Below are 19,131 nucleotides of genomic sequence, written 5' to 3'. Positions count from 1 at the left end.
CCACCCGTTGTGGCGCCGTGGGAGAACTGTAAAAATTGCCGCCGTTTTCGGCCATTCGGGCGGCTACGCGCGGGCCTCCGTAGAACTACGGAAGGCCTATGCCGGCCGATTCAGGATGCGGCATCCACCAGCGCCGCGTAGCGCCGGATCAGCTGCGCCAGCGACTCGGCCCCCAGCTTGGCGAACAGGTTGGCGCGGTGGGTCTCCACCGTGCGCGGCGAGAGTTCGAGCGCCCGGCCGATTTCCTTGTTGGTCAGACCCTCCACGATCAGCCCCAGCACCTCGCGCTCGCGGGCCGAGAGCTGCGCAAAACGCTCGCGCGCCTGCTGGTCTGCCTGGTGGCGTTCGCGCGAGCGCACATGCTGGCGCACGGCGTTTTGCAGGGCTTCGATCAGCACTTCGTCGTCCACCGGTTTTTCCAGAAACTCGGCCGCGCCAGTTTTGAAGGCGCGTCGGCACATCTCCACCGTGCCGTGGCCGGTGAGCAGGATCACGGGCTGGTCCACGCCCTGCGCCAGCAGTTGCTCCAGCACCGTGAGGCCGCTGATGCCCGGCATGCGCACATCCAGCACGATGGCGCCGATGCTGGCGCGGTCAAACCCGGCCATGAAGGACTGCGGGTCGGCCCAGGTCTGCACGCGCAGGCCCACGGTGCTGATGAGCAGCGAGAGGCCCTCGCGCACGGCAGCATCGTCGTCCACCAGGTGGATCAGGGGCGAGAGGGAGGGGGCGCTATCGGTCATCGGTGGGTGGTGCGACGTTGAGGGTCAGCACAAACTCTGCCCCCCGTTGGGCGGCGGATGGGGGCGTGGCCTCGGGCGCCAGGCTCAGCTGCGCGCCCATGGCCTGCGCCAGGCTCTCGCACAGCGTGAGGCCCAGGCCCAGGCCGCCGTTGCGTGTGGTGTAGAAGGGCTCGAACAGGTGCTGGCGTGCCTCAGGCGGGATGCCGGGGCCGTGGTCGCGCACCGACAGCGCCACCTGTCCAGCACCAGCCTGCGCCATTGCAAGGTGCAGCTGGCGTTCAGCGGGGGGCACTTGCTCCAGCGCCTGCAGCGCGTTCATCAGCAGGTTGTGGATGATCTGTTGCAGGGCCACGGGTTCGGCCAGCACCGGGGGCAGGTCTGCTGCGGCCAACACCTCGGGCACCACGCCGCGCTGTGCCAGCTCGGGCTCCAGCAGGTGCAGCACGTCCTGCACGGCGGTGGGCAGTGCCAGGGGCTGGGCCTGACCAGCCAGGTCGGGCCGCTCCACCAGGCGGCGCAGGCGGCCCACCACGGTGGATGCGCGGCGCGCCTGCTCCACGGCGCGGGCCATGGCGGTCTGTGCGGTGTCGAGGTCGGGTGGGTCGTCGGCCAGCAGGCGCTGGGCGGCCTGGGTGCTGGACAGCAGGGCGGTCAGCGGCTGGTTCAGCTCGTGGGCCATGCCAGCGGCCAATTCGCCCAATGTGTTCAGCCGCGCCACCTGGCCCAGGCGCAGCAGCTCTTCGGCCCGCTGGCGCGCCACGCGCTGGCGCCACAGTGCGCGGCCTGCGGCCCACAGCGCTGCGGTCAGCAGGCACCAGCCCAACATGCGCCACCAGGGCAGTTCGTGCATGCCCACGGTGCGGCGGGCCACCACGTCCAGCGGCTGGCTGGCGGCGGCCAGCAGTTTGTGAAAGTCGTAGGTGCGGATGCCCCTGCCCTGGTCGGCCTGGCCGGGCTGCACCACAAAGGCCGTGCCGCCCTGCTCCAGCGTCACGCGCACCGGGCTGGCGGCCATGTCCATGGGCCACTCGTCGGCGGGGATGGTGGTGCGCAGGTCGATGTGCAGCGCATAGCTGGCTGGCGTGCCCGCCAGCACCAGGTAGTAACGGCCTGCGGGCAGATTCAAGCCTGCCGTAGCGGCGTGACCGGTGCGCCGTGAGGTGGCCTCGGCGGCTGTCAGCTCGGCCTGCAGTGCGGGCGGCCAGTCGCTGTGGGCCGAGCGCTGCAGCACCGCCAGGATCTGCGGGTATACCGACGTGAGGCGGGGCAGGGGCGATGCCGCGTTGTGCAGGTCATCCACCGCAGCGGCTGGCTGCAGCAGCGCCAGCGTGGCCATGATGGCGTCGTGCTGCACAACGCGCTGGCTCAGCAGCCGGTGCACGATCCGCGCGTCGGTCTCAAACGCCGCGTGCAGTTGCTGCAGGCGGTCCACCACCAGCCAGCCGCAACCGATGCAGGCCACCGCCACCCACAACAGCAGGCTGGGCAGGTGCAGGGCGTGTCGGGGCAGAAGGCGGCGCCAGGCAGGGAGCATGCGCGGATTCTGGCATGGGGGCCTTAGAGCCTGTTCAACGTCTTTTTGGAGATCGCATTGGAGTGCAATCGGGAGGAGTGGATGCTTCGGATGCGCCGCATGGGCTCGTGCCCATGAAAGCAGCCGGGGCGCCAACACTCCGAGTTCATCGGCCCGATTTCACTCCAACCCTTCGGGCAAGGGCGTTGTGCGACTCCAAAAAGACGTTGAACAGGCTCTTAGCTGGGGCCTGCTGTTAAACGGCGCTCAGATTCTGAACAGGTTCTTAAGGTGGCTCTGGTGTAATTTCAGACTCGCCTGTTTCCGCTCCTTCGTCCACCCGCCATGTCAGCATCTTCTCCCGCATCCCACCCCTGGCTTTCACCCCGCAACCTGCTGTGGGCCTCGGTGGCCGTGGCGGTGGTCACCATTGCGCTCAAGACGCTGGCCTGGGTGGTCACGGGCTCCGTGGGTCTGTTGTCTGACGCGATGGAGTCGTTTGTGAATCTGGCCAGCGCCATGTTTGCGCTGGCCATGGTGACGGTGGCGGCACGGCCAGCCGATGACGACCACCCCTACGGCCACCACAAGGCCGAATACTTTTCCTCGGGCTTTGAGGGCATCCTCATCATGGGCGTGTCGGCAGGCATCCTGTGGGCAGCCGGGCACCGCTTGTTTGACCCACAACCCATCGAGCAGGTGGGCTGGGGCCTGGGCCTGTCGGTGCTCAGCTCGGCGCTCAATGGCTTTCTCGCATGGCTCATGTTCCGCTCGGCCCGCGAGTACCGCTCCATCGCGCTGGAGGCCGATGCGCGCCATCTCGTCACCGACGTGTGGACCTCGGCCGGTGTGCTGGTGGGCATTGCGGGCGCGGCCCTCACCGGGTGGTTGTGGCTGGATGCGGTAGCGGCCATTGCCGTGGCGCTGAACATCCTGAAAGAGGGCGTGGAGCTGGTGTGGCGATCCTCCCAGGGCCTCATGGATTCGGCGGTAGAGCCCGAGGTGCAGGCCACCATCGACGCCACGCTGCAGCAGTTTGTGGCCGCCCAGGCGCCGGGCGCTGTGCGGTTCGACCATGTCTCCACCCGCCGCGCGGGCCAGCGCCAGTTTGTGGACATGCACCTGCACATGCCCGCCGACTGGACCCTGCGCCACGCCGCCGAGCTGCGCGGCCAGGTCGAGCGCGCGCTGATGACCGCCGTGCCCGGCCTGCGTGCCACCATCGAGCTGCTGCCCACCGATGTGGAGGCGCATTTCGACGACCCCCGTGACGATGTGAAGGATGCCGTGAAGTGATCAGCGTATTGCAACGTGTGCGTGAAGCGCGTGTGGATGTGGACGGGCAGACCGTGGGCGCCATCGGCGCGGGGCTGCTGGTGCTGGTGTGTGCGGAGCGTGGAGACACCGAGGCCGAAGCCGACAGGCTGCTGGCCAAGATCCTGAAGCTGCGCATCTTTTCGGACGCCGCAGGCAAGATGAACCAGAGTGTGCAGGACATCGGTGGCGGCCTGCTGCTGGTCAGCCAGTTCACGCTGGCGGCAGACACCGCCGGCGGCAACCGCCCCAGCTTCACCCAGGCGGCTGCACCCGATGAGGGGCTGCGGCTGTACGGCTACCTGGTGGCCCAGGCGCGCAAGATCCATCCCGTGGTGGCCACCGGCCAGTTTGCAGCCGACATGCAGGTGCACCTGGTCAATGACGGGCCGGTGACGATTCCGCTGCGGATGCCGCCTGCAGTTCAACAAAATTGATAGCAGCTGACGATTGATAGATAGGCACTAGAGGCTATCTGGGTTCTGATGCTTGCGAAGAAACCAGTGGCGACACAGACAAAAACCGAAACGCCACTGACGCCAGCGCCAGCCAGGCCGCAATCGCCAGCATGACGGCCGTGTGGACATCCCTGCCCAGGTGCTGGGCGCCTGTGGCCACGATGCCGGTGAACCACTGCATTAGCGCCACGCCCAGGAACATTGCCATCGTGTAGGCCGACAGGGCCCGGCCGGTGAGTGCGGGCGGGTACGAGGCGCGCACGTCTGCGTACTGCAGCACGCCGTAGCCCGACAGCAGCCCCATCAGCAGGATCAGCACCACGCTGGCGGCAGGGTGCACCCGCAAAAATGCCAGCAGCGCGAACAGCCCGGCCATCAGCAGCGAGGCGTTGCCAATCCATCGCCGGCGGCGGCCAATGCCTGGGTCCAGCCGGCCCGCCAGACCGGGTGCAAACAGCGCAATCAACGACAGGCCCAGCGCGACGTTGCCGCTGTCCACCAGCGTGAGGTGGTACCGCTCCATCAGCAACGGCGCCAGCCACAGGCCCCGCAGCGACAAAAACGCGGCGTAGCCCGACATGCCCAGCAGCAGGATGCCCCAGGTGTGCGGCACCGTGAGCAGCTGGCCAAAGCCGAGCAGCGCCTGGCCCCAGGTTTCGCGCTGCGCCGGGGGCGGCACCAGCGGGGCAGGCTCGTGCACTCGCAGCCAGATCAGCAGCCACGACAGCCCGCTGAGCACCGCCAGCACGGCATAGCCTGTGCGCCAGCCGCCACCGTGCTGCACCAGCCAAGCCAGCGGCGTACCGGTGAATAGCAGGCCCAGACCGCCAACTCCCATCGCCACGCCCGACAGGTAGGCAAACCGGTCGGCAGGGAAATGCCGCGCAATGTACAGCGTGCAGGCCAGGAACGCGGGCGAGCAGCCCACGCCGATCATCAACTGGCCCACCATCAGCCACGCATAGCCGGGCGCTGCCGCCGACATCGCGGCCCCGCCAATCGCCAGCGGGAAAGCGGTCAGCACCGTGCGCCGCAGGCCCCACAGGTCAAGCCCCACGCCCATCAGCAACTGGGCCACACCGAACGACAGGCCGAACAGCCCGGCAAAGGCCCCCAGCGACCCGGGCGACAGCCCGAACTCGGCGGTCAGCCCCTGGGCCAGGATGGCAGTGGTGGTGCGAAACGCCTGGCTCAGCGCGAACCCGCTGAGCAGCGTGAGCAGCATGGCCCATAGCACGCGGGGCGGCGGGCGGCCGCTGCCTGCCGTTGGTGCTGGTGTGGGTGCCGGTACCGCCGCAGGTGTGGACCTTGGCGTTGGCGGCGAGGCCAAGGGGCTGCTGCTCACTGCCGCCAGAAGAACACCGCCGCCATCACCAGCCCGGTAGCCACGATGCCCCAGCGGAGCACGTTGGCAGGCAGCTTGCGCGCTACGCGGGCACCGCCATACCCGCCTGCGGTGGCGGCCACCATCATCATCAGCGCCTGCGGCCACAGCACGATACCGCCTGCTGCGTAGATGGCCACCGCAATCGCGGTGAGCAGCGCAGAGACCAGATTCTTCATGCCGTTCATGGCGTTGAGCTGGGTTTGCCCCAGCAGGCCGAACAGTGCCAGCAGCAAGATGCCCAACCCGCCGTTGAAGTAGCCGCCATACCCCGCCACGGCCAGCATGCCCAGGGCCGCCTTCCACGGCGCGGTGGGGCCATGGGCCGAGGCACCGGCCCACTGGCGCAGCCGGGGCCCCAGGGCAAACATCGCCGTGGCCGCCAGCAGCAGCCAGGGCACGACCTTGCGGAAGGTGGCATCGGGCGTGATCAGCAGCAGCGCCGCCCCGGCCGATCCGCCAATGAGGGCCAGCAGCACCACTGCCCGCATGGACAGGCCAGGCGGTGGTTGCATGTCTTCCCGAAACCCCCAGGCCCCCGCCATGTAGCCCGGCAGCAGCGCCACCGTGCCCGTGGCGTTGGCCACCACGGGCGGCACGCCGGTGAAGACGAGGGCAGGCAGGGTCAGAAAGCTGCCGCCTCCGGCAACGGCATTGAGGGCGCCGGCGACGAAGGCGGCGGTGAGCAGCAAAGAGGTTTCAAACATTCATCAATGGTAGGCGGTGGCGTGGACGCCGTTGGCGACAGCCTAGGTGCAACACCTTTGCCTGCAATGAACCTCTTCAGGGGTTTGCCCCCTCGCCAGTGAGGCTCCCACCGCCGATGTCATCAGTACAAATAAGCGGTGTCGGCTTTGATGGGTGCCGCGCCGTACGTGGCACGGCTGGTACCCACGGCCAGGGTGCGGGCATCACTGGACAAGGCGACGCTGGCACCGAAGCGCGCAAGTGTTTCCGATTGGGGAGCCTTGAGGTAGGCGCGATGGGCCCACGTAGTGCCGTCGCGGCGGTAGACATTGACGGACCCGGCTAAAGGCAAGGCTTCGTTGTTGGGGTTGCCATTGATGCCGGAGGCGTTGCTGGCTTCGTTGAAGTCGCCCAAGGCGAGCGTGCGGCCATCGGCAGAAAGCGACAACATCACATTGTTGGAAAAGCCCTGGTCGGCAAGCTTGACCGGCAGTGCAGGCTGCTGCGTCCAGGTGTCCCCCGTGCGAGTGAATGTTCGCAGCTGAACGTCAGGACCTGCAGAGCGGTCCAAGACCGCCAGTGTGCTTCCGTCCTTGGACATTGCGAAGGGATTGTGCGAACCCGGCTGCACACCGATGGTAGGAACGCGCCACACCTGTGTGGGTGCACTCCAGGTATCGCCGAGCTGTGTCAGGACCGAGATGTCCTTGTCGGTATTCGCCGCAAGCACTGTGCCGTCGCTGGACAGGGCTACAACCGCCCCGAAGCGAGCTATGGTTGGGTCAGCGCTGCTGCCTGGCAGGTGCGCCTGCTCGACCCAGCCGCCGTTCTTGCGGGCAAAGGTGTGAACGGCTCCCACGCCGCCCCCCAAAATGGTTTCGCCGGTGAAGGTGAGCCCGCCCAGCACGGCGGAAGTCCCCAGGGTGAAGTTAGCGCCTTCTTCAGGTGCTCCTACCGCCAGCAGGTTCCCGTCGGCGGACAGAGCCACGCTGAATCCAAAGTGTTGGGGGGTGCATGGAAATACGTATGTACCCGAGATGTCCAGGCGGCTGCAGGTCTCGACCTTCGCTGCCGTGTTGCGGGGCTTGATGTAGGCCCGTTGGATCCAGGTGCTGCCGTTGTCGATGAAGACATAAGCAGCCCCCGCGCCATACGCGTCGCGGTTGGTCGCATCTCCGTTGATGCCGCGCGCATTGCTTCTTTCCTCGGGCGCACCCACTGCCAGCGTGTGACCGTTGGCCGACAGCGCCAGGCTAGCGCCAAAGGCCATCTTTGCGGCGGGACTGCTGCCTTCCAGTCGCGCCCGCAGACCCCAGGCAGGGGCTGGCATGCCAATACCTGACTGGCTGCGGCTGAAGACGTACACCGCGCCCGCCCCTGCCAGGTCACCTGAACTGCCCTCGCGGGGCGAACCGACGGCCAGCGTTAAACCGTCGGCCGACAGGGCAATGGTGTTCTCGTAGGCCCCAAATCGCTTGGTCAGATCGCCGCCAGCAAGGTCGAAGCGTCCTATGGCCTGTGTGATGTCGGGTGTTACCGCGGCAGTGAACGGACCGCAGCCACTCCCGTCGCAGGCGCGCAGCCGGTAGCTGGCGTTCACCCGCTCGTGCAGTGGCACCTGAATCCGCACAGTGTCGCTGGTGACGTTATTGGCGGCGCCGGTGCTTTCGAGCGCCTCAGGCTTGGGGCCTGCTGCGCCATCAGGGTCCTCGAACAGTTCGTAGCGCGTTGCGCCCGGGGTGACGGCCCAGCCGAAGTTGTAGGTCTTGGGGCCGTAGCTCGCCACGCCGAAGCCGGAAGGGGCAGGGAGTCCGGCGGGCGTTGATTCGCCACTGCCGCCCCCGCAGGCCGCCAGAACGAGTGGCGCCGCCAGCAGCAATGCGCGATACAAGCATGGCAGGCACGAATTCGCTACGGGCGCAGGGGGTCGCTGGAAATGGATCACAGAGAAGACTCCTCAAAGAAAAGGGGGAGACAGGCGCTGCGCGCGGCGGGAGTGCCGACGGGTCTGCGAGACGCCCACTGGAGGAGTCAATCGTCGCTGATCAAAATGCCGCCAGGCCCCGGGAGATGTGAGCATTTTGTACCAAATGGTAAAAATTGCGCCACTGCCCTCGGCAGTCGGGATGGCGTTCAGGAGATCGCGTAAGGATCGGCGAAGCCCAGCTCTTGCAGGATGTCGGTCTCGTACGCCTCCATCTCCTCGGCGTCGGCCTCGCTCGTCTCGTGGTCCCATCCCTGGGCGTGCAGCGTGCCATGCACCAGCATGTGGGCGTAGTGTTGTTCCAGGCTCTTGTTCTGCTCCTTCGCCTCGCGCTCGATCACGGGGGCGCACAGCACCAGGTCTGCGGTCACCACGGGCTCTTGCGTGTAGTCGAAGGTGAGCACGTTGGTGGCGTAGTCCTTCTTGCGGTACTCGCGGTTGAGCTGCTGACCCTCTTCGGCACCCACGATGCGCACGGTGATCTCGGCGTCGGTGGCCAGCGCGTGGCGAATCCAGCGCGTGACCTTGTGGCGGGGCAGCACGGCCCGGTGGGCGGCAGCTTCATCAAAAGAGCCGAACTGCAGCGACAGGGAGAGTTGGTTTAAGGACATTTGAGGTGTTTTGGGCTACTAGTGCCCAATTTATAAGCGTAAGTAGCTATCAAATTAGGAGTTCAGTCGCGGGTACGGGCCGCTGCGGCACGGCGGGGGGCGTCGTAGGCGTCCACGATGCGGGCCACCAGCGGATGGCGCACCACGTCGGCGCTGGTGAAGTGGGTGATCGAGATGCCCTTGACGCGCTTCAATACGCGCTCGGCGTCGATCAGGCCGCTCAGGGTGCCCTTGGGCAGGTCGATCTGGCTGACGTCACCGGTCACCACGGCCTTGGCGCCAAAGCCGATACGGGTGAGGAACATCTTCATCTGCTCGGGCGTGGTGTTCTGTGCCTCGTCGAGGATGACGAAGGCGTTGTTCAGCGTGCGACCGCGCATGAAGGCCAGCGGCGCAATCTCGATGGCGTTGCGCTCAAACGCCTTTTGCACCTTGTCGTGTCCCATCAGCTCGTACAGCGCGTCGTACAGCGGGCGCAGATAAGGGTCCACCTTCTGCGCCAGATCGCCGGGCAAAAAGCCCAGGCGCTCTCCAGCCTCCACCGCCGGGCGGGTCAGCACGATGCGCTGCACGCTGCTGCGTTCCAATGCATCCACCGCACTGGCCACGGCGAGATACGTCTTGCCGGTGCCGGCAGGGCCGATGCCGAAGGTGATGTCGTGCGTGGCGATGTTCTGCAGGTACAGGTTCTGCGTGGGGGTGCGTCCGCGCAGGTCCGCACGGCGGGTGTTGAGGATGATGGCGTCGTCCGGGGCCTCCAGCAGTTCGCTGTCGCCCGCCAGCATCAGCTGGATATAGTCCTCGCCAATGGGGCGCTCGGCCATCTCATACAGTGCCTGCAGCAGCTCCATCGCCTGCGTGGCCTTGGCCTTGGGGCCGTCGACCTTGAACTGCTCGTGCCGGTGCGCAATGCTCACCTGCAAGGCCACCTCGATGGTGCGCAGGTGCGCATCGGCCGGGCCACATAGGTGGGTCAGCCGGGTGTTGTTGTGGGGTGTGAAGGTGTGGCGCAGGATCACGCGGATAATTCCAGTCAGGCAACGGAAAACAGCAAGAACGGCGGCGCGGCATGTCATGCCCGCGTCGTCAAAGGACATCAATGATAGGCAAATTGACCGGCACCCTGCTGGAGAAGAATCCCCCCGAGGTGCTGCTGGACTGCCACGGCGTGGGCTACGAAGTGAATGTGCCCATGAGCACGTTCTACAACCTGCCCGCCGTGGGCGAGCGTGTGAGCCTGCTGACACAGTTCATCGTGCGTGAGGATGCTCAGCTGCTGTACGGCTTTGCAACCGCCCCTGAGCGCCAGGCGTTTCGTGAGCTGATCAAGATCTCCGGCGTGGGGCCGCGCACGGCGCTGTCCATCCTGAGCGGGATGGGCGTGAGCGATCTGGCGCAGGCGATTACTCTGCAGGAGGCGGGCCGTTTGGTGAAGGTGCCGGGCATCGGCAAAAAGACAGCCGAGCGTTTGCTGCTGGAGCTCAAGGGCAAGCTGGGTGCGGACATGGGGGCTGTGCATGGCGCGGCCACCAGCGATGCGCAAGCCGACATTCTGCAGGCGCTGTTGGCTTTGGGCTACAGCGACAAGGAGGCGGCTGCGGCGCTCAAGGCGCTGCCAGCGGAGGTGGGGGTGAGTGAGGGGATCAAGCTGGCGCTGAAGGCGCTGGCAAAGTAGTCACGGTTGGCTTTCGTCGCGGCGCATTTCAGTGTTCAATGATGATTTGTTTGGGGCCAGGGGAAAAAATGAAATCTAATATGTTCGCTCGTTTGGGGTGGGGGTTTGCGGCAGCGGCTGCGCTGCTGGCGGGGTGTGGCGGCGGGGGCCAGGAAGGCCTTGCACAGACTTCCTCCGCCGTTCTGCAAGTAGATGGGTGGGTGCAGCCTGTCAGTGCCGACCAGGGGGTGTCCAACGTCAAGTCGCGCGGTATGCTGGCGTCCCCGCCTGTACCCTCATTGGTGAGCCTGGGCGCTTTGGCCGAGGCCAAGGCAACTCCCGCTGGCGGTGGCATCGGTCCGCGCCAAGTGGGCGTTGCGCGTGACGTAGCAGCTACCCGAGCCGCACCGCAAACATTGCGGCAGTTCCGTTGGACCCCCACTTCCAGCGGCGGTCAGGTGGCGGCTATCAGCTTCTCCGCCGAGGGGGCCTATGGCCTGCGCCTGGGGGTGGTCGCCCGAAAGCTGCCTCCAGGCGCTGTACTGCGTGTGTACAGCCAAGCAGATGCAGCCTCAGTTTTTCAGATTGCCGGGCATGAAGTGATGCAGCGCATTGAACGTAATGCGCAGGCGGGCGACACCTCGATCGACGGCCAGACCTGGTGGTCCCCGGACCTGGGTTCGCACGAGGTGACCCTGGAGCTGGAGTTGCCCGCTGGCGTAGCCCCGGACGCCGTGGATATCTCGGTGCCACGCGTCTCCCACATCTTCGAAAATCTGTCGATTCCCACAGAAGGTGAACTGACTGCCAAGATCAACGAATCGGCTTCGTGCCAGTTGGACGCCAGTTGCTATGAGGCCTATGCCAACCAGCGCAACGCCGTTGCCCGCATGATCTTTACGTCCGGTGGTGGGACCTATGTATGTACCGGTACGCTGCTCAATGACGCACAGTCTTCTGGCACGCCGTACTTTCTGACGGCCAACCATTGCATTTCCACCCAGACAGAGGCGTCTTCGCTGCAGACCGACTGGTTTTACCGTGCTCCGACATGCAACAGCCGCACCCTTTCCAGCGCAACCACCAAGCGTCTGAATGGTGCGGTGTTGCTCTACGCAACGGACGTTACCGACACGGCGTTGCTCAAGCTCAACGACACGCCGCCAGCGGGGGCCTTCTTTGCCGGGTGGGATGCCAGCACGCAGGCCACGGGCGCGTCGGTAGTGGGCCTGCATCATCCCCGGGGTGATTTGCTCAAGGTGAGTATTGGCGCATTGAACAGCTTGACTTCCTGCACGGCCACCAGTGGAACCCAATTCCAGTGCGTGGGTTCGTCGGGCAATTTCTATCGTGTGAACTGGAGCCAAGGTACCACCGAAGGCGGTAGCAGCGGTTCAGCTCTGTTCAAAGGCGGTACCCAGGTCATTGGGACACTGTACGGTGGCAGCGCAAGCTGCACCTCCATCTCGTCTCCCGAGTTCTATGGCCGCTTTGATGTCGCATACAACACGGCGCTGAAAAACTGGCTGTCGTCTGGCCAGCCGCAGACACCGTCATCCGGAGTGCGTGTGCCCGTCTACCGTTTTTTTAACGGCACCACGGGGGCCCACTTCTTCACCACCAGCGCAGCAGAGCGCGACAACACCGTCGTGAATTTTCCGGTGTTCAATTACGAGGGCATTGCGTTCTATGCCCAAGCGGCGCTGCAGTCGGGTAACAGTGCGGTGTACCGCTTTTATGGCCTCACCGGCGGGGCACATTTTTACACCATCAATCCTGCAGAGCGGGATAGTGTGCAACGCAGTAACCCGGATTTCCAGCTGGAGGGCATCGCTTGGTACGCAATGCCCAGTGCAGCAGGAGGTGGGATTCCTGTCTATCGGTTCTACCGTCTCTCGAAAGGCGTGCATTTCTATACGACCAGCCCCTCAGAGCGGGATTTCATCCAGGCCAGCATGCCTGACTACCGCTACGAAGGAGTCGCTTACTACGCCTGGGCGAACCAGTAAGTAAGCTACGGCAATGACCATCCAGACCGACGACTTCACCCCTGCCCCCGCCAAACGCGTCATCTCCGCAGTTCCCGTTTCCCCCCAAGAGGAGGCCATCGAACGTGCCCTGCGCCCCAAACTCTTGCAGGAGTATGTGGGCCAAGCCAAGGCCAGGGAGCAGTTGGAAATCTTCATCGGCGCGGCGAGGAAGCGGGGTGAGGCGCTGGACCATGTGCTGCTGTTCGGCCCGCCCGGCCTGGGCAAGACCACGCTGTCGCACATCATCGCGGCGGAGTTGGGCGTGAACCTGCGCCAGACCAGCGGCCCGGTGCTGGAAAAGCCCAAGGACCTGGCGGCGCTGCTGACCAACCTGGAAAAGAACGACGTTCTCTTCATCGACGAGATCCACCGCTTGTCACCCGTGGTGGAGGAAATCCTCTACCCCGCGCTGGAGGACTACCAGATCGACATCATGATCGGCGAGGGGCCGGCAGCGCGCAGCATCAAGCTGGACCTTCAGCCCTTCACCCTGGTGGGCGCCACCACGCGTGCGGGCATGCTGACCAACCCGTTGCGCGACCGCTTCGGCATCGTGGCGCGGCTGGAGTTCTACACGGCAGAGGAGCTGGCGCGCATTGTCCAGCGCAGTGCCGGGTTGCTCCATGCACCGATGGATGAGGAAGGTGGCTTCGAGATCGCCCGCCGCTCGCGCGGCACACCGCGCATTGCCAACCGGCTGCTGCGCCGGGTGCGCGACTATGCAGAGGTCAAGGGCGATGGGCGCATTACCAAACCCATTGCCGACAAGGCGCTGGCCATGCTCGATGTGGACCCGCAAGGCTTTGACGTGATGGACCGCAAGCTGCTCGAAGCCGTGATCCACCGCTTCGATGGCGGCCCCGTGGGGCTGGACAACATCGCGGCCAGCATTGGCGAAGAGGCCGGCACCATCGAGGACGTGATCGAGCCCTATCTGATCCAGCAGGGCTTCCTGCAGCGCACGCCGCGCGGGCGCATTGCCACGCTGGCGGCGTTCCGCCACCTGGGGGTTACGCCGCCGAAGGCGAGCGGGCAAGATCTGTTTGGGGTGTGAGGGGCGTGGCAGAGCTGGGCTCTGCGCGGGCTGTGCCCCGCAGCATGCCTGCCACGATCAGCGCCTGTGCAGCGTAATACGTCGCCAGCACCCAGACCTGCGCCATGGGCAGGGGCGTCACAAACCGGTTGGTGGCCAGCAGCGAGTCGCTGAGCATGAAAAATCCGGCGCCGATCGCGACACACAGCGAAGCGGCGTCGCGCAACACGGTGGCGCGGCCAATGGCCTGGGCCGCCATCAGCGCGATCACCAGCACATAGGCCGCGACGGGGGCGCGGAGTGCAGACGGCAGGCCGCCCGCCCACAGAAAGGCGTACATGGCCACGCCGATGCCCAGCGTGGCCACCAGCGCACCCCGGTGCGGAAACCACGCCTGTCCACTTTTGAACAGCGCCACATAAAACAGATGCGCCACCAGAAAGCTCACCAGGCCGGGGATGAAAAAGCCCTGGAACATGAGAAACACATCCCCCGCCAATGACCCGCCCAGGGCCGCGATCAGCAAGACCCAGGGAGTTTTTGCGCCTGGTGCACCTCTTGCGCTAGTCGAATATGCACTGGCAGCTACCAAAATAATAGCAATCGCGATGGTCAGCGGTTTGAACAGCCAATGCCATTGCGTGAACTCCAGCGCACTGGTGGCCGTGGCCAGTGCCGCGCTTTGCAGAATCAGCGCCATCAGCATGCGAAGGCGCCCCTGCATCACAGCGCCCAGCGACCATTGCACTGTCAGCAGCACGGCGAACCAGACGGCGTTGTGCGCCAGCGGCGCCGCATCGGCCTGCCACAAAAAGGCCGCCACGCCCCCGAGCAGCAGCACAAACTGCACCAGTGCAAACCATTGCACGGCGCGCGACATCGGTGGGTGGTAGAGCGCCATCTGCGCCATGCTGAAGGCCGGCTTGGGAAAGCGCTCCGCCACGTCCGCAGGCCGCCAGCCCGGCGGCTTGATCCAGACCTTGAGCTTGTCGAGCCAGCTGCGCGCGTGCCAGCTGTCGTGCGCCAGCCCCGCGTACACCTGGGCGTTGGCCCACAGTGGGTCCCAGCTATTGAGCAGGCCGCGCGTGCCATACACACATTTTTCCTGGTCGTCTTCGTCCTTGAAGGTGCCAAACAGTCGGTCCCATAGGATCAGGATGCCGCCGTAGTTTTTGTCCAGATAGGCATCGTTGACGGCATGGTGCACGCGGTGGTTGCTGGGGCTGCAAAACCAGCGGTCGAACCAGCCCAGGCGCCCCACCTGCTCGGTGTGCACCCAGAACTGGTAGAGCAGGTCAATCAGCGCCACGACGCCGAACACCAGCGGCGGAACGCCCGCCAGTGCCATGGGCACATAAAAGATCCAGCCCAGCAGTGCGCCCGAGCTGGTCTGGCGCAGGGCGGTGCTGAGGTTGTAGTCCTGGCTCTGGTGGTGCACCGCGTGCGCGGCCCACAGCACCGCCGATTCATGCCCCATGCGGTGCAGCCAGTAGTAGCAGAAGTCGTAGAACACCAGCGCCAGCAGCCAGCCGGGCAGGCTGGTCCAGAACGCGTCGTTGCGCCACAGCGCCACGTGCTCGAACAGGACGGTGTAGATGCCAATGCGCAGCAGCCGCGTGAACACTGCGCTGGTCTGGCTCAGCATGCCCAGGCTGATGCTGCTGACGGCATCGGCCAGGCGGTAGGTGTTGCGCTGGCGCTTGAAGCCAATGACCAGCTCAATGGCGATCAGCAGGAAAAAGACGGGTGTGGCAAGGACGATGATCTGGCTGGGGCTCATGTTGCCGGATTGTGGTCCAGCAGCCAGCTCACACCGGGGCAGGTGAACCCCTATAGCCCCGGCGTTTAGAGGGCTGCGCCTATGTCAGCGCTCCCCGTGCATCCACCCGGATGATGCGCTCCACCGTGCCGGCCGCCAAACCGCCGCGCACGCCGATCAAAAAGTCATGCAGATTGACCGTGGGGTCGCAATGGCCAGGGATGAGCCAGAGCATGTGTCCCAGGCTGGGCAGGCGGGCATCGGGAGCGTCCGCGTAGAGCAAGCCATGCTCGTCGCCCCCGTTGGCATAGCGCAGGGTGCGGTCGGCGGGCAGCAGGGCCACGGTGGGCAGGCCCGAGTCGATTGCATGGCTCTTGTGGCCTGCATCGCACACCGCGTGGGTGTCGCGCACCGACACCACCTGGGTCTTGACGTACAGCGCGTGCTCAAACGCGGGCTGGGCCGGGTCGCGTTCGTTGCGGGCGTAGTCGGCGTCCATGAACAAAAACGAGCCCGCCTGCAGCTCGCCAAACACGCCGCTGGCAGCCTCGTGCACCAGGGTGCCGGTGCCCGAGCCGGTGATCAGCGGCACGGCAAGGCCCTCGGCCTCAATGAGTTGGCGCGTGTGATAGGCCGCCTCCACCACCTTGGCGATGGCCTTGCGCCGACCCACGCTACTGGCCAGGTGCTGGGCGCGCCCATGGTAGGCCTGCAGCCCCGCAAACCGCAGGCGGGGGCTGCGCGACACGGCCAGAGCGAGAGGTACTGCGGCCTCGCCCGGCGGCACGCCGCAGCGGCCCTGGCCCACGTCGATCTCGACTAGCACATCAATGCCCGCGTCGCTGCCGTACTGCGCCATGGCTTCGGCCAGGCGTTCGATGCCATCGATGTGGTCCACGGCCACGCCCAGGCGACCGCCGCGTGCCGCCAGCAGCGCCGCCAGCCGCGCCACGCGGTGCAGCTTGGGCATGGCAATGACCTGGTTGGTGATGGTGATGTCATCCACCCCGCCAGCGGCCAGCGCCTCGGCCTCGGCCACTTTCTGCACACACACGCCCTGGGCGCCGGCACGTTGCTGCAGCAGCGCGAGTTCGGCGCTCTTGTGCAGCTTGGCATGGGGGCGCCAGCGCACGTGGTGCTTGCGCGCGAAGTCGGCCATGCGCTGGATGTTGCGGTCCATGGCATCCAGGTCCACCACCAGGGCGGGGGTGTCGATAGCGTCCACCCGCTGGCCGATGGTGGATTGCAATTCAGGCATGGTTTTCATCGCGCACGACAATCTGGTCAAGGTGTTGGGTGTCCGCCCAGCCGACGAGGGTGAGGCCGTCAGGCGTCCACAGCAGGCGGTTGATGGCGGCGTTGGAGAGTTGCCAGGTGCGCGGCGCCTGGATGTCCTGGCGCGTGGCCAGGCGGTACAGCACATCCAGCACGCCGCCATGCGCCACCATCACCACCTGCTCGCCCACATGCTGCTGCGCCAGCGCAGTCACGGTGCGCTCGATGCGATCACGCAAGGTGACGAGGGATTCGCCGCCCTCAGGCGTGTAGTGGGGATCGCGCTTGCGCCAGCGCAATGCGTCCTCGGGCAGTTCGGCCTCGATCTCGGCAAACGTGCGGCCCTGGAAGTGCCCGAAGCTGCGTTCGCGCAATCCCGGCTCGGTCTTCAACGGGGCGCCTGTGGTGTGGGCCACGGCCTGGGCGGTGGCGTGCGCGCGTTGCAGGTCGCTGGAGTAGATGGCTGCAATCGGTTCGCCCACCAGGGCCTGCGCGACCTGGGCGGCCTGCCACAGGCCGGTGTCGTTGAGCGGGATGTCCAGGTGGCCCTGGATGCGGGTGTCCACGTTCCAGGCGGTTTCGCCGTGGCGGATGGCAACGATGCGGGTGGCGTGCATGCAATAGACAGGCGTAGAGGGAATCAGTGTGAGGGCGGAACCAATGGCAGGCGTACTTGCCGTGGCCCCTCGGGCGGCTTCGGAAAGCCGTTGAGTGCGGCGTCGAACAGCACGCCATAGATGGCCGGATCGCTCACCCACACATCTTCGTGCACGGCGGAGGTTTCGTACACGACGGCCTGGGTGCTGGCGTCGCGCATCACGATGCTGACCGCGCGGCGGTGCAGGGGCGTGGGCTCGCCAAAACGCCACATGCCATGCACTCCCCAGCCCCGTCCATACCAGCCGCCCATGCCCCAGGGGCCGGGGCCGTAAGCGCCGTACGGGCGGAACGGGTCATAGCGCGGCACGGCGTCGGCCTGCACGCCCAGCTGCACCAGCAGGCGGGGCGCAGCATCGTCGCGCTGCAGGCCCGCGCGCGCCAGGGCCTGTTCGGCCAGTGTGGTGATAGTGTCGAACGAAGGGGCCTGCTGCGAAGGCAGGCGCTCAATGCGGTACGTGGCAGGTGCGGGCACGGCCGCCAGCGTTGAGAAGCTCTGCACCTGGCCCTCCACCACGCGGGTGGTGCTGCAGCCTGCGAGCAGGGTGACGGTGAGGCCCAGGAGCAGGGCGGGAATCCATCGGCGTTGTGTCATGGTCAGAGTGTCCTGAAACAAGGATCTCCGTGAGAGTGCCGCTGGCCCCGGCAGTTCACGACAGTTGCACCACCTGCACGCCGGGCAGCGATGGCGATGGCGCCGCAAACTCTTCCTTGTCAAAGGCCTTGTCGCCGTCTTCGCTGGCGATGCCGGTGGCCTTGGCGTTCTTGAAGTCGTACAGGCTGCCGTCCAGCAGGTGCGAGGGCACCACGTTCTGCAGGGCGTTGAACATGTTCTCCACGCGGCCGGGGAAGCGCTTTTCCCATTCGCGCAGCATCTCGCCCACCTGCTTGCGCTGCAGGTTCTCCTGGCTGCCGCACAGGTTACACGGGATGATGGGGAAGTTGCGGTGCGCAGCCCAGCGGGCGGTGTCTTTCTCGGCCACGTAGGCCAGCGGGCGGATCACCACATGCTTGCCATCGTCGCTGACCAGCTTGGGGGGCATGCTCTTCATCTTGCCGCCAAAGAACATGTTGAGCAGCAGCGTCTGCAGGATGTCGTCGCGGTGGTGGCCCAGCGCGATCTTGGTGCAGCCCAGCTCATCGGCCACGCGGTACAGAATGCCCCGGCGCAGGCGGCTGCACAGGCTGCAGGTGGTCTTGCCCTCGGGGATCAGCTTCTTGACGATGCTGTAGGTGTCCTCGTTCTCGATGTGGAAGGGCACGCCGGTGCTGGCCAGGTACTCGGGCAGCACATGCTCAGGAAACCCCGGCTGCTTCTGGTCCAGGTTCACGGCCACCAGGTCAAAGTGAATGGGCGCGCGGGCCTTGAGCTTGAGCAGGATGTCGAGCAGCGCATAGCTGTCCTTGCCGCCGGACATGCACACCATCACCTTGTCGCCTTCTTCAATCATGTTGAAGTCGACGATGGCCTTGCCGACTTCGCGGCACAGGCGCTTTTCCAGCTTGTGGGTTTCACGCTCGATCTTCATGCGGGCGGCGCCGCTGGCGGCTGCCTCTGCAGGCTCGTCGGCCCAGCCGACGGGGGCGGAGAGGGCGGGGTTGGTGGTCGGGGCTTCGTTCACTACGGTGCTCATGGGGTCACCACTGTCCTGTCTCGACGCGAATGGCCACTTCGCAGTCGTCAAAAATTTCGAGTTTGGCAATCTTCACGCGCACGCCCAGCACGCCGGGCAGTTGCATCAGGCGGTTGGCCAGCTTGCCGATCAGGCTCTCCAGCAGGTTCACATGCTCGGCCGTGCACTCGTCGATGACGATCTGGCGCACACGCCGGTAGTCCAGCACATGGCCAATGTCGTCGTCGCGCGGGGCCAGCGGCTGCACGCCCAGGCTCAGTTCGGCATCGACCTGGATGGGTTGCGGGTCGGTCTTTTCGTGGTCGAGGATGCCCAGGTTGGCATCGAAGCGCAAACCGGTGAGCGTCAGGATCTGCGTGCCAGTCATCTGGGAAGGGGTCTGTGTCATGGGGGGG

General features: G+C 65.8%; 18 protein-coding genes. 5 read left to right on the top strand and 13 right to left on the bottom strand.

The window, feature by feature from the left end; translation table 11 throughout:
- Positions 1–110 precede the first annotated feature (110 nt).
- Positions 111–743: a response regulator transcription factor gene (locus ASD75_RS10895; RefSeq protein ID WP_008907145.1), complete on the bottom strand. Its 633-nt coding sequence runs from the start codon at positions 741–743 to the stop codon at positions 111–113.
- Positions 733–2,277 (bottom strand): sensor histidine kinase, encoded by a 1,545-nt coding sequence (locus ASD75_RS10890; protein ID WP_056745561.1) that lies wholly within the window; start codon positions 2,275–2,277, stop codon positions 733–735. The genes ASD75_RS10895 and ASD75_RS10890 overlap by 11 nt, the downstream gene beginning before the upstream one ends.
- A gap of 324 nt (positions 2,278–2,601) precedes the next feature.
- On the opposite strand from ASD75_RS10890, the gene ASD75_RS10885 reads away from it, so the two are divergent.
- Entirely contained in the window at positions 2,602–3,552 is a 951-nt protein-coding gene (locus ASD75_RS10885) for a cation diffusion facilitator family transporter (protein WP_056745560.1), read from the top strand.
- A complete protein-coding gene (gene dtd / locus ASD75_RS10880) occupies positions 3,549–4,007 on the top strand; it encodes a D-aminoacyl-tRNA deacylase (protein WP_056745558.1) in 459 nt (152 codons plus the stop codon). Before ASD75_RS10885 ends, dtd begins: the two co-directional genes overlap by 4 nt.
- A gap of 34 nt (positions 4,008–4,041) precedes the next feature.
- Here dtd and ASD75_RS10875 read toward each other — a convergent pair whose 3' ends face one another.
- The 5 genes from ASD75_RS10875 to ASD75_RS10855 all read right to left on the bottom strand — a co-directional run bounded on the left by ASD75_RS10875 (position 4,042) and on the right by ASD75_RS10855 (position 9,713).
- Positions 4,042–5,253, bottom strand: coding sequence for a nitrate/nitrite transporter (locus ASD75_RS10875; protein WP_056745556.1), 1,212 nt, complete (start codon positions 5,251–5,253; stop codon positions 4,042–4,044).
- Between the two features lie 116 nt (positions 5,254–5,369).
- Positions 5,370–6,119, bottom strand: coding sequence for a sulfite exporter TauE/SafE family protein (locus ASD75_RS10870; RefSeq protein ID WP_056745554.1), 750 nt, complete (start codon positions 6,117–6,119; stop codon positions 5,370–5,372).
- Between the two features lie 122 nt (positions 6,120–6,241).
- On the bottom strand, positions 6,242–8,044 hold the full coding sequence (locus ASD75_RS10865; protein ID WP_156401001.1) for a hypothetical protein: 1,803 nt from the start codon (positions 8,042–8,044) through the stop codon (positions 6,242–6,244).
- Positions 8,045–8,232: 188 nt separating this feature from the next.
- Positions 8,233–8,694: an rRNA maturation RNase YbeY gene (ybeY, locus tag ASD75_RS10860; protein ID WP_056745551.1), complete on the bottom strand. Its 462-nt coding sequence runs from the start codon at positions 8,692–8,694 to the stop codon at positions 8,233–8,235.
- Between the two features lie 62 nt (positions 8,695–8,756).
- Positions 8,757–9,713 carry a PhoH family protein gene (locus tag ASD75_RS10855; protein WP_056059579.1) on the bottom strand — a complete coding sequence of 319 codons (957 nt, stop codon included), beginning with the start codon at positions 9,711–9,713 and terminating at the stop codon, positions 8,757–8,759.
- Positions 9,714–9,793: 80 nt separating this feature from the next.
- On the opposite strand from ASD75_RS10855, the gene ruvA reads away from it, so the two are divergent.
- The 3 genes from ruvA to ruvB all read left to right on the top strand — a co-directional run bounded on the left by ruvA (position 9,794) and on the right by ruvB (position 13,432).
- Positions 9,794–10,369 (top strand): Holliday junction branch migration protein RuvA, encoded by a 576-nt coding sequence (ruvA, locus tag ASD75_RS10850; RefSeq protein ID WP_056745549.1) that lies wholly within the window; start codon positions 9,794–9,796, stop codon positions 10,367–10,369.
- Between the two features lie 227 nt (positions 10,370–10,596).
- A complete protein-coding gene (locus tag ASD75_RS10845; protein ID WP_235511599.1) occupies positions 10,597–12,357 on the top strand; it encodes a trypsin-like peptidase domain-containing protein in 1,761 nt (586 codons plus the stop codon).
- 13 nt (positions 12,358–12,370) lie between these two features.
- Positions 12,371–13,432 carry a Holliday junction branch migration DNA helicase RuvB gene (gene ruvB / locus ASD75_RS10840; protein ID WP_056059575.1) on the top strand — a complete coding sequence of 354 codons (1,062 nt, stop codon included), beginning with the start codon at positions 12,371–12,373 and terminating at the stop codon, positions 13,430–13,432.
- Here ruvB and ASD75_RS10835 read toward each other — a convergent pair.
- From ASD75_RS10835 to ASD75_RS10810, 6 genes are all read right to left on the bottom strand, one after another.
- On the bottom strand, positions 13,389–15,191 hold the full coding sequence (locus tag ASD75_RS10835) for a lysoplasmalogenase family protein (protein WP_056745545.1): 1,803 nt from the start codon (positions 15,189–15,191) through the stop codon (positions 13,389–13,391). The two genes, ruvB and ASD75_RS10835, sit on opposite strands and share 44 nt — an antisense overlap.
- Before the next feature lie 79 nt (positions 15,192–15,270).
- Positions 15,271–16,437: a DSD1 family PLP-dependent enzyme gene (locus ASD75_RS10830; RefSeq protein WP_056745543.1), complete on the bottom strand. Its 1,167-nt coding sequence runs from the start codon at positions 16,435–16,437 to the stop codon at positions 15,271–15,273.
- The gene (locus ASD75_RS10825) at positions 16,421–17,062 is read right to left on the bottom strand and encodes a histidine phosphatase family protein (protein WP_056745541.1); all 642 of its coding nucleotides are present in this window, start codon (positions 17,060–17,062) and stop codon (positions 16,421–16,423) included. The genes ASD75_RS10830 and ASD75_RS10825 overlap by 17 nt, the downstream gene beginning before the upstream one ends.
- A 23-nt stretch (positions 17,063–17,085) precedes the next feature.
- The gene (locus tag ASD75_RS10820) at positions 17,086–17,697 is read right to left on the bottom strand and encodes a DUF4136 domain-containing protein (protein ID WP_056745538.1); all 612 of its coding nucleotides are present in this window, start codon (positions 17,695–17,697) and stop codon (positions 17,086–17,088) included.
- Positions 17,698–17,752: 55 nt separating this feature from the next.
- Complete coding sequence (gene ttcA / locus ASD75_RS10815) at positions 17,753–18,736, bottom strand: tRNA 2-thiocytidine(32) synthetase TtcA (RefSeq protein ID WP_199227596.1); 984 nt, start codon at positions 18,734–18,736, stop codon at positions 17,753–17,755.
- A 4-nt stretch (positions 18,737–18,740) separates the two neighbouring features.
- Positions 18,741–19,124, bottom strand: coding sequence for a dihydroneopterin aldolase (locus tag ASD75_RS10810; protein ID WP_200947583.1), 384 nt, complete (start codon positions 19,122–19,124; stop codon positions 18,741–18,743).
- Positions 19,125–19,131: the final 7 nt, after the last annotated feature.

It is taken from the genome of Acidovorax sp. Root568, assembly GCF_001427445.1.
In the GTDB taxonomy this organism is placed as follows: Bacteria; Pseudomonadota; Gammaproteobacteria; order Burkholderiales; family Burkholderiaceae_C; genus Acidovorax; species Acidovorax delafieldii.
Note: the sequence above shows the minus strand (reverse complement) of the source record. Positions and strands in the feature narration are given on the sequence as shown.

What these genes read in the sequence shown, in the direction of transcription:
- ASD75_RS10810 (WP_200947583.1), bottom strand. Translation starts at nt 19,124, where the DNA reads ATGACACAGACCCCTTCCCAGATGACTGGCACGCAGATCCTGACGCTC.
- ttcA (WP_199227596.1), bottom strand. Translation starts at nt 18,736, where the DNA reads ATGAGCACCGTAGTGAACGAAGCCCCGACCACCAACCCCGCCCTCTCC.
- ASD75_RS10870 (WP_056745554.1), bottom strand. Translation starts at nt 6,119, where the DNA reads ATGTTTGAAACCTCTTTGCTGCTCACCGCCGCCTTCGTCGCCGGCGCC.
- ruvB (WP_056059575.1), top strand. Translation starts at nt 12,371, where the DNA reads ATGACCATCCAGACCGACGACTTCACCCCTGCCCCCGCCAAACGCGTC.
- ASD75_RS10890 (WP_056745561.1), bottom strand. Translation starts at nt 2,277, where the DNA reads ATGCTCCCTGCCTGGCGCCGCCTTCTGCCCCGACACGCCCTGCACCTG.
- ASD75_RS10835 (WP_056745545.1), bottom strand. Translation starts at nt 15,191, where the DNA reads ATGAGCCCCAGCCAGATCATCGTCCTTGCCACACCCGTCTTTTTCCTG.
- ASD75_RS10820 (WP_056745538.1), bottom strand. Translation starts at nt 17,697, where the DNA reads ATGACACAACGCCGATGGATTCCCGCCCTGCTCCTGGGCCTCACCGTC.
- ruvA (WP_056745549.1), top strand. Translation starts at nt 9,794, where the DNA reads ATGATAGGCAAATTGACCGGCACCCTGCTGGAGAAGAATCCCCCCGAG.
- ASD75_RS10830 (WP_056745543.1), bottom strand. Translation starts at nt 16,437, where the DNA reads ATGAAAACCATGCCTGAATTGCAATCCACCATCGGCCAGCGGGTGGAC.
- ASD75_RS10895 (WP_008907145.1), bottom strand. Translation starts at nt 743, where the DNA reads ATGACCGATAGCGCCCCCTCCCTCTCGCCCCTGATCCACCTGGTGGAC.
- ASD75_RS10875 (WP_056745556.1), bottom strand. Translation starts at nt 5,253, where the DNA reads ATGCTGCTCACGCTGCTCAGCGGGTTCGCGCTGAGCCAGGCGTTTCGC.
- ybeY (WP_056745551.1), bottom strand. Translation starts at nt 8,694, where the DNA reads ATGTCCTTAAACCAACTCTCCCTGTCGCTGCAGTTCGGCTCTTTTGAT.
- ASD75_RS10885 (WP_056745560.1), top strand. Translation starts at nt 2,602, where the DNA reads ATGTCAGCATCTTCTCCCGCATCCCACCCCTGGCTTTCACCCCGCAAC.
- ASD75_RS10825 (WP_056745541.1), bottom strand. Translation starts at nt 17,062, where the DNA reads ATGCACGCCACCCGCATCGTTGCCATCCGCCACGGCGAAACCGCCTGG.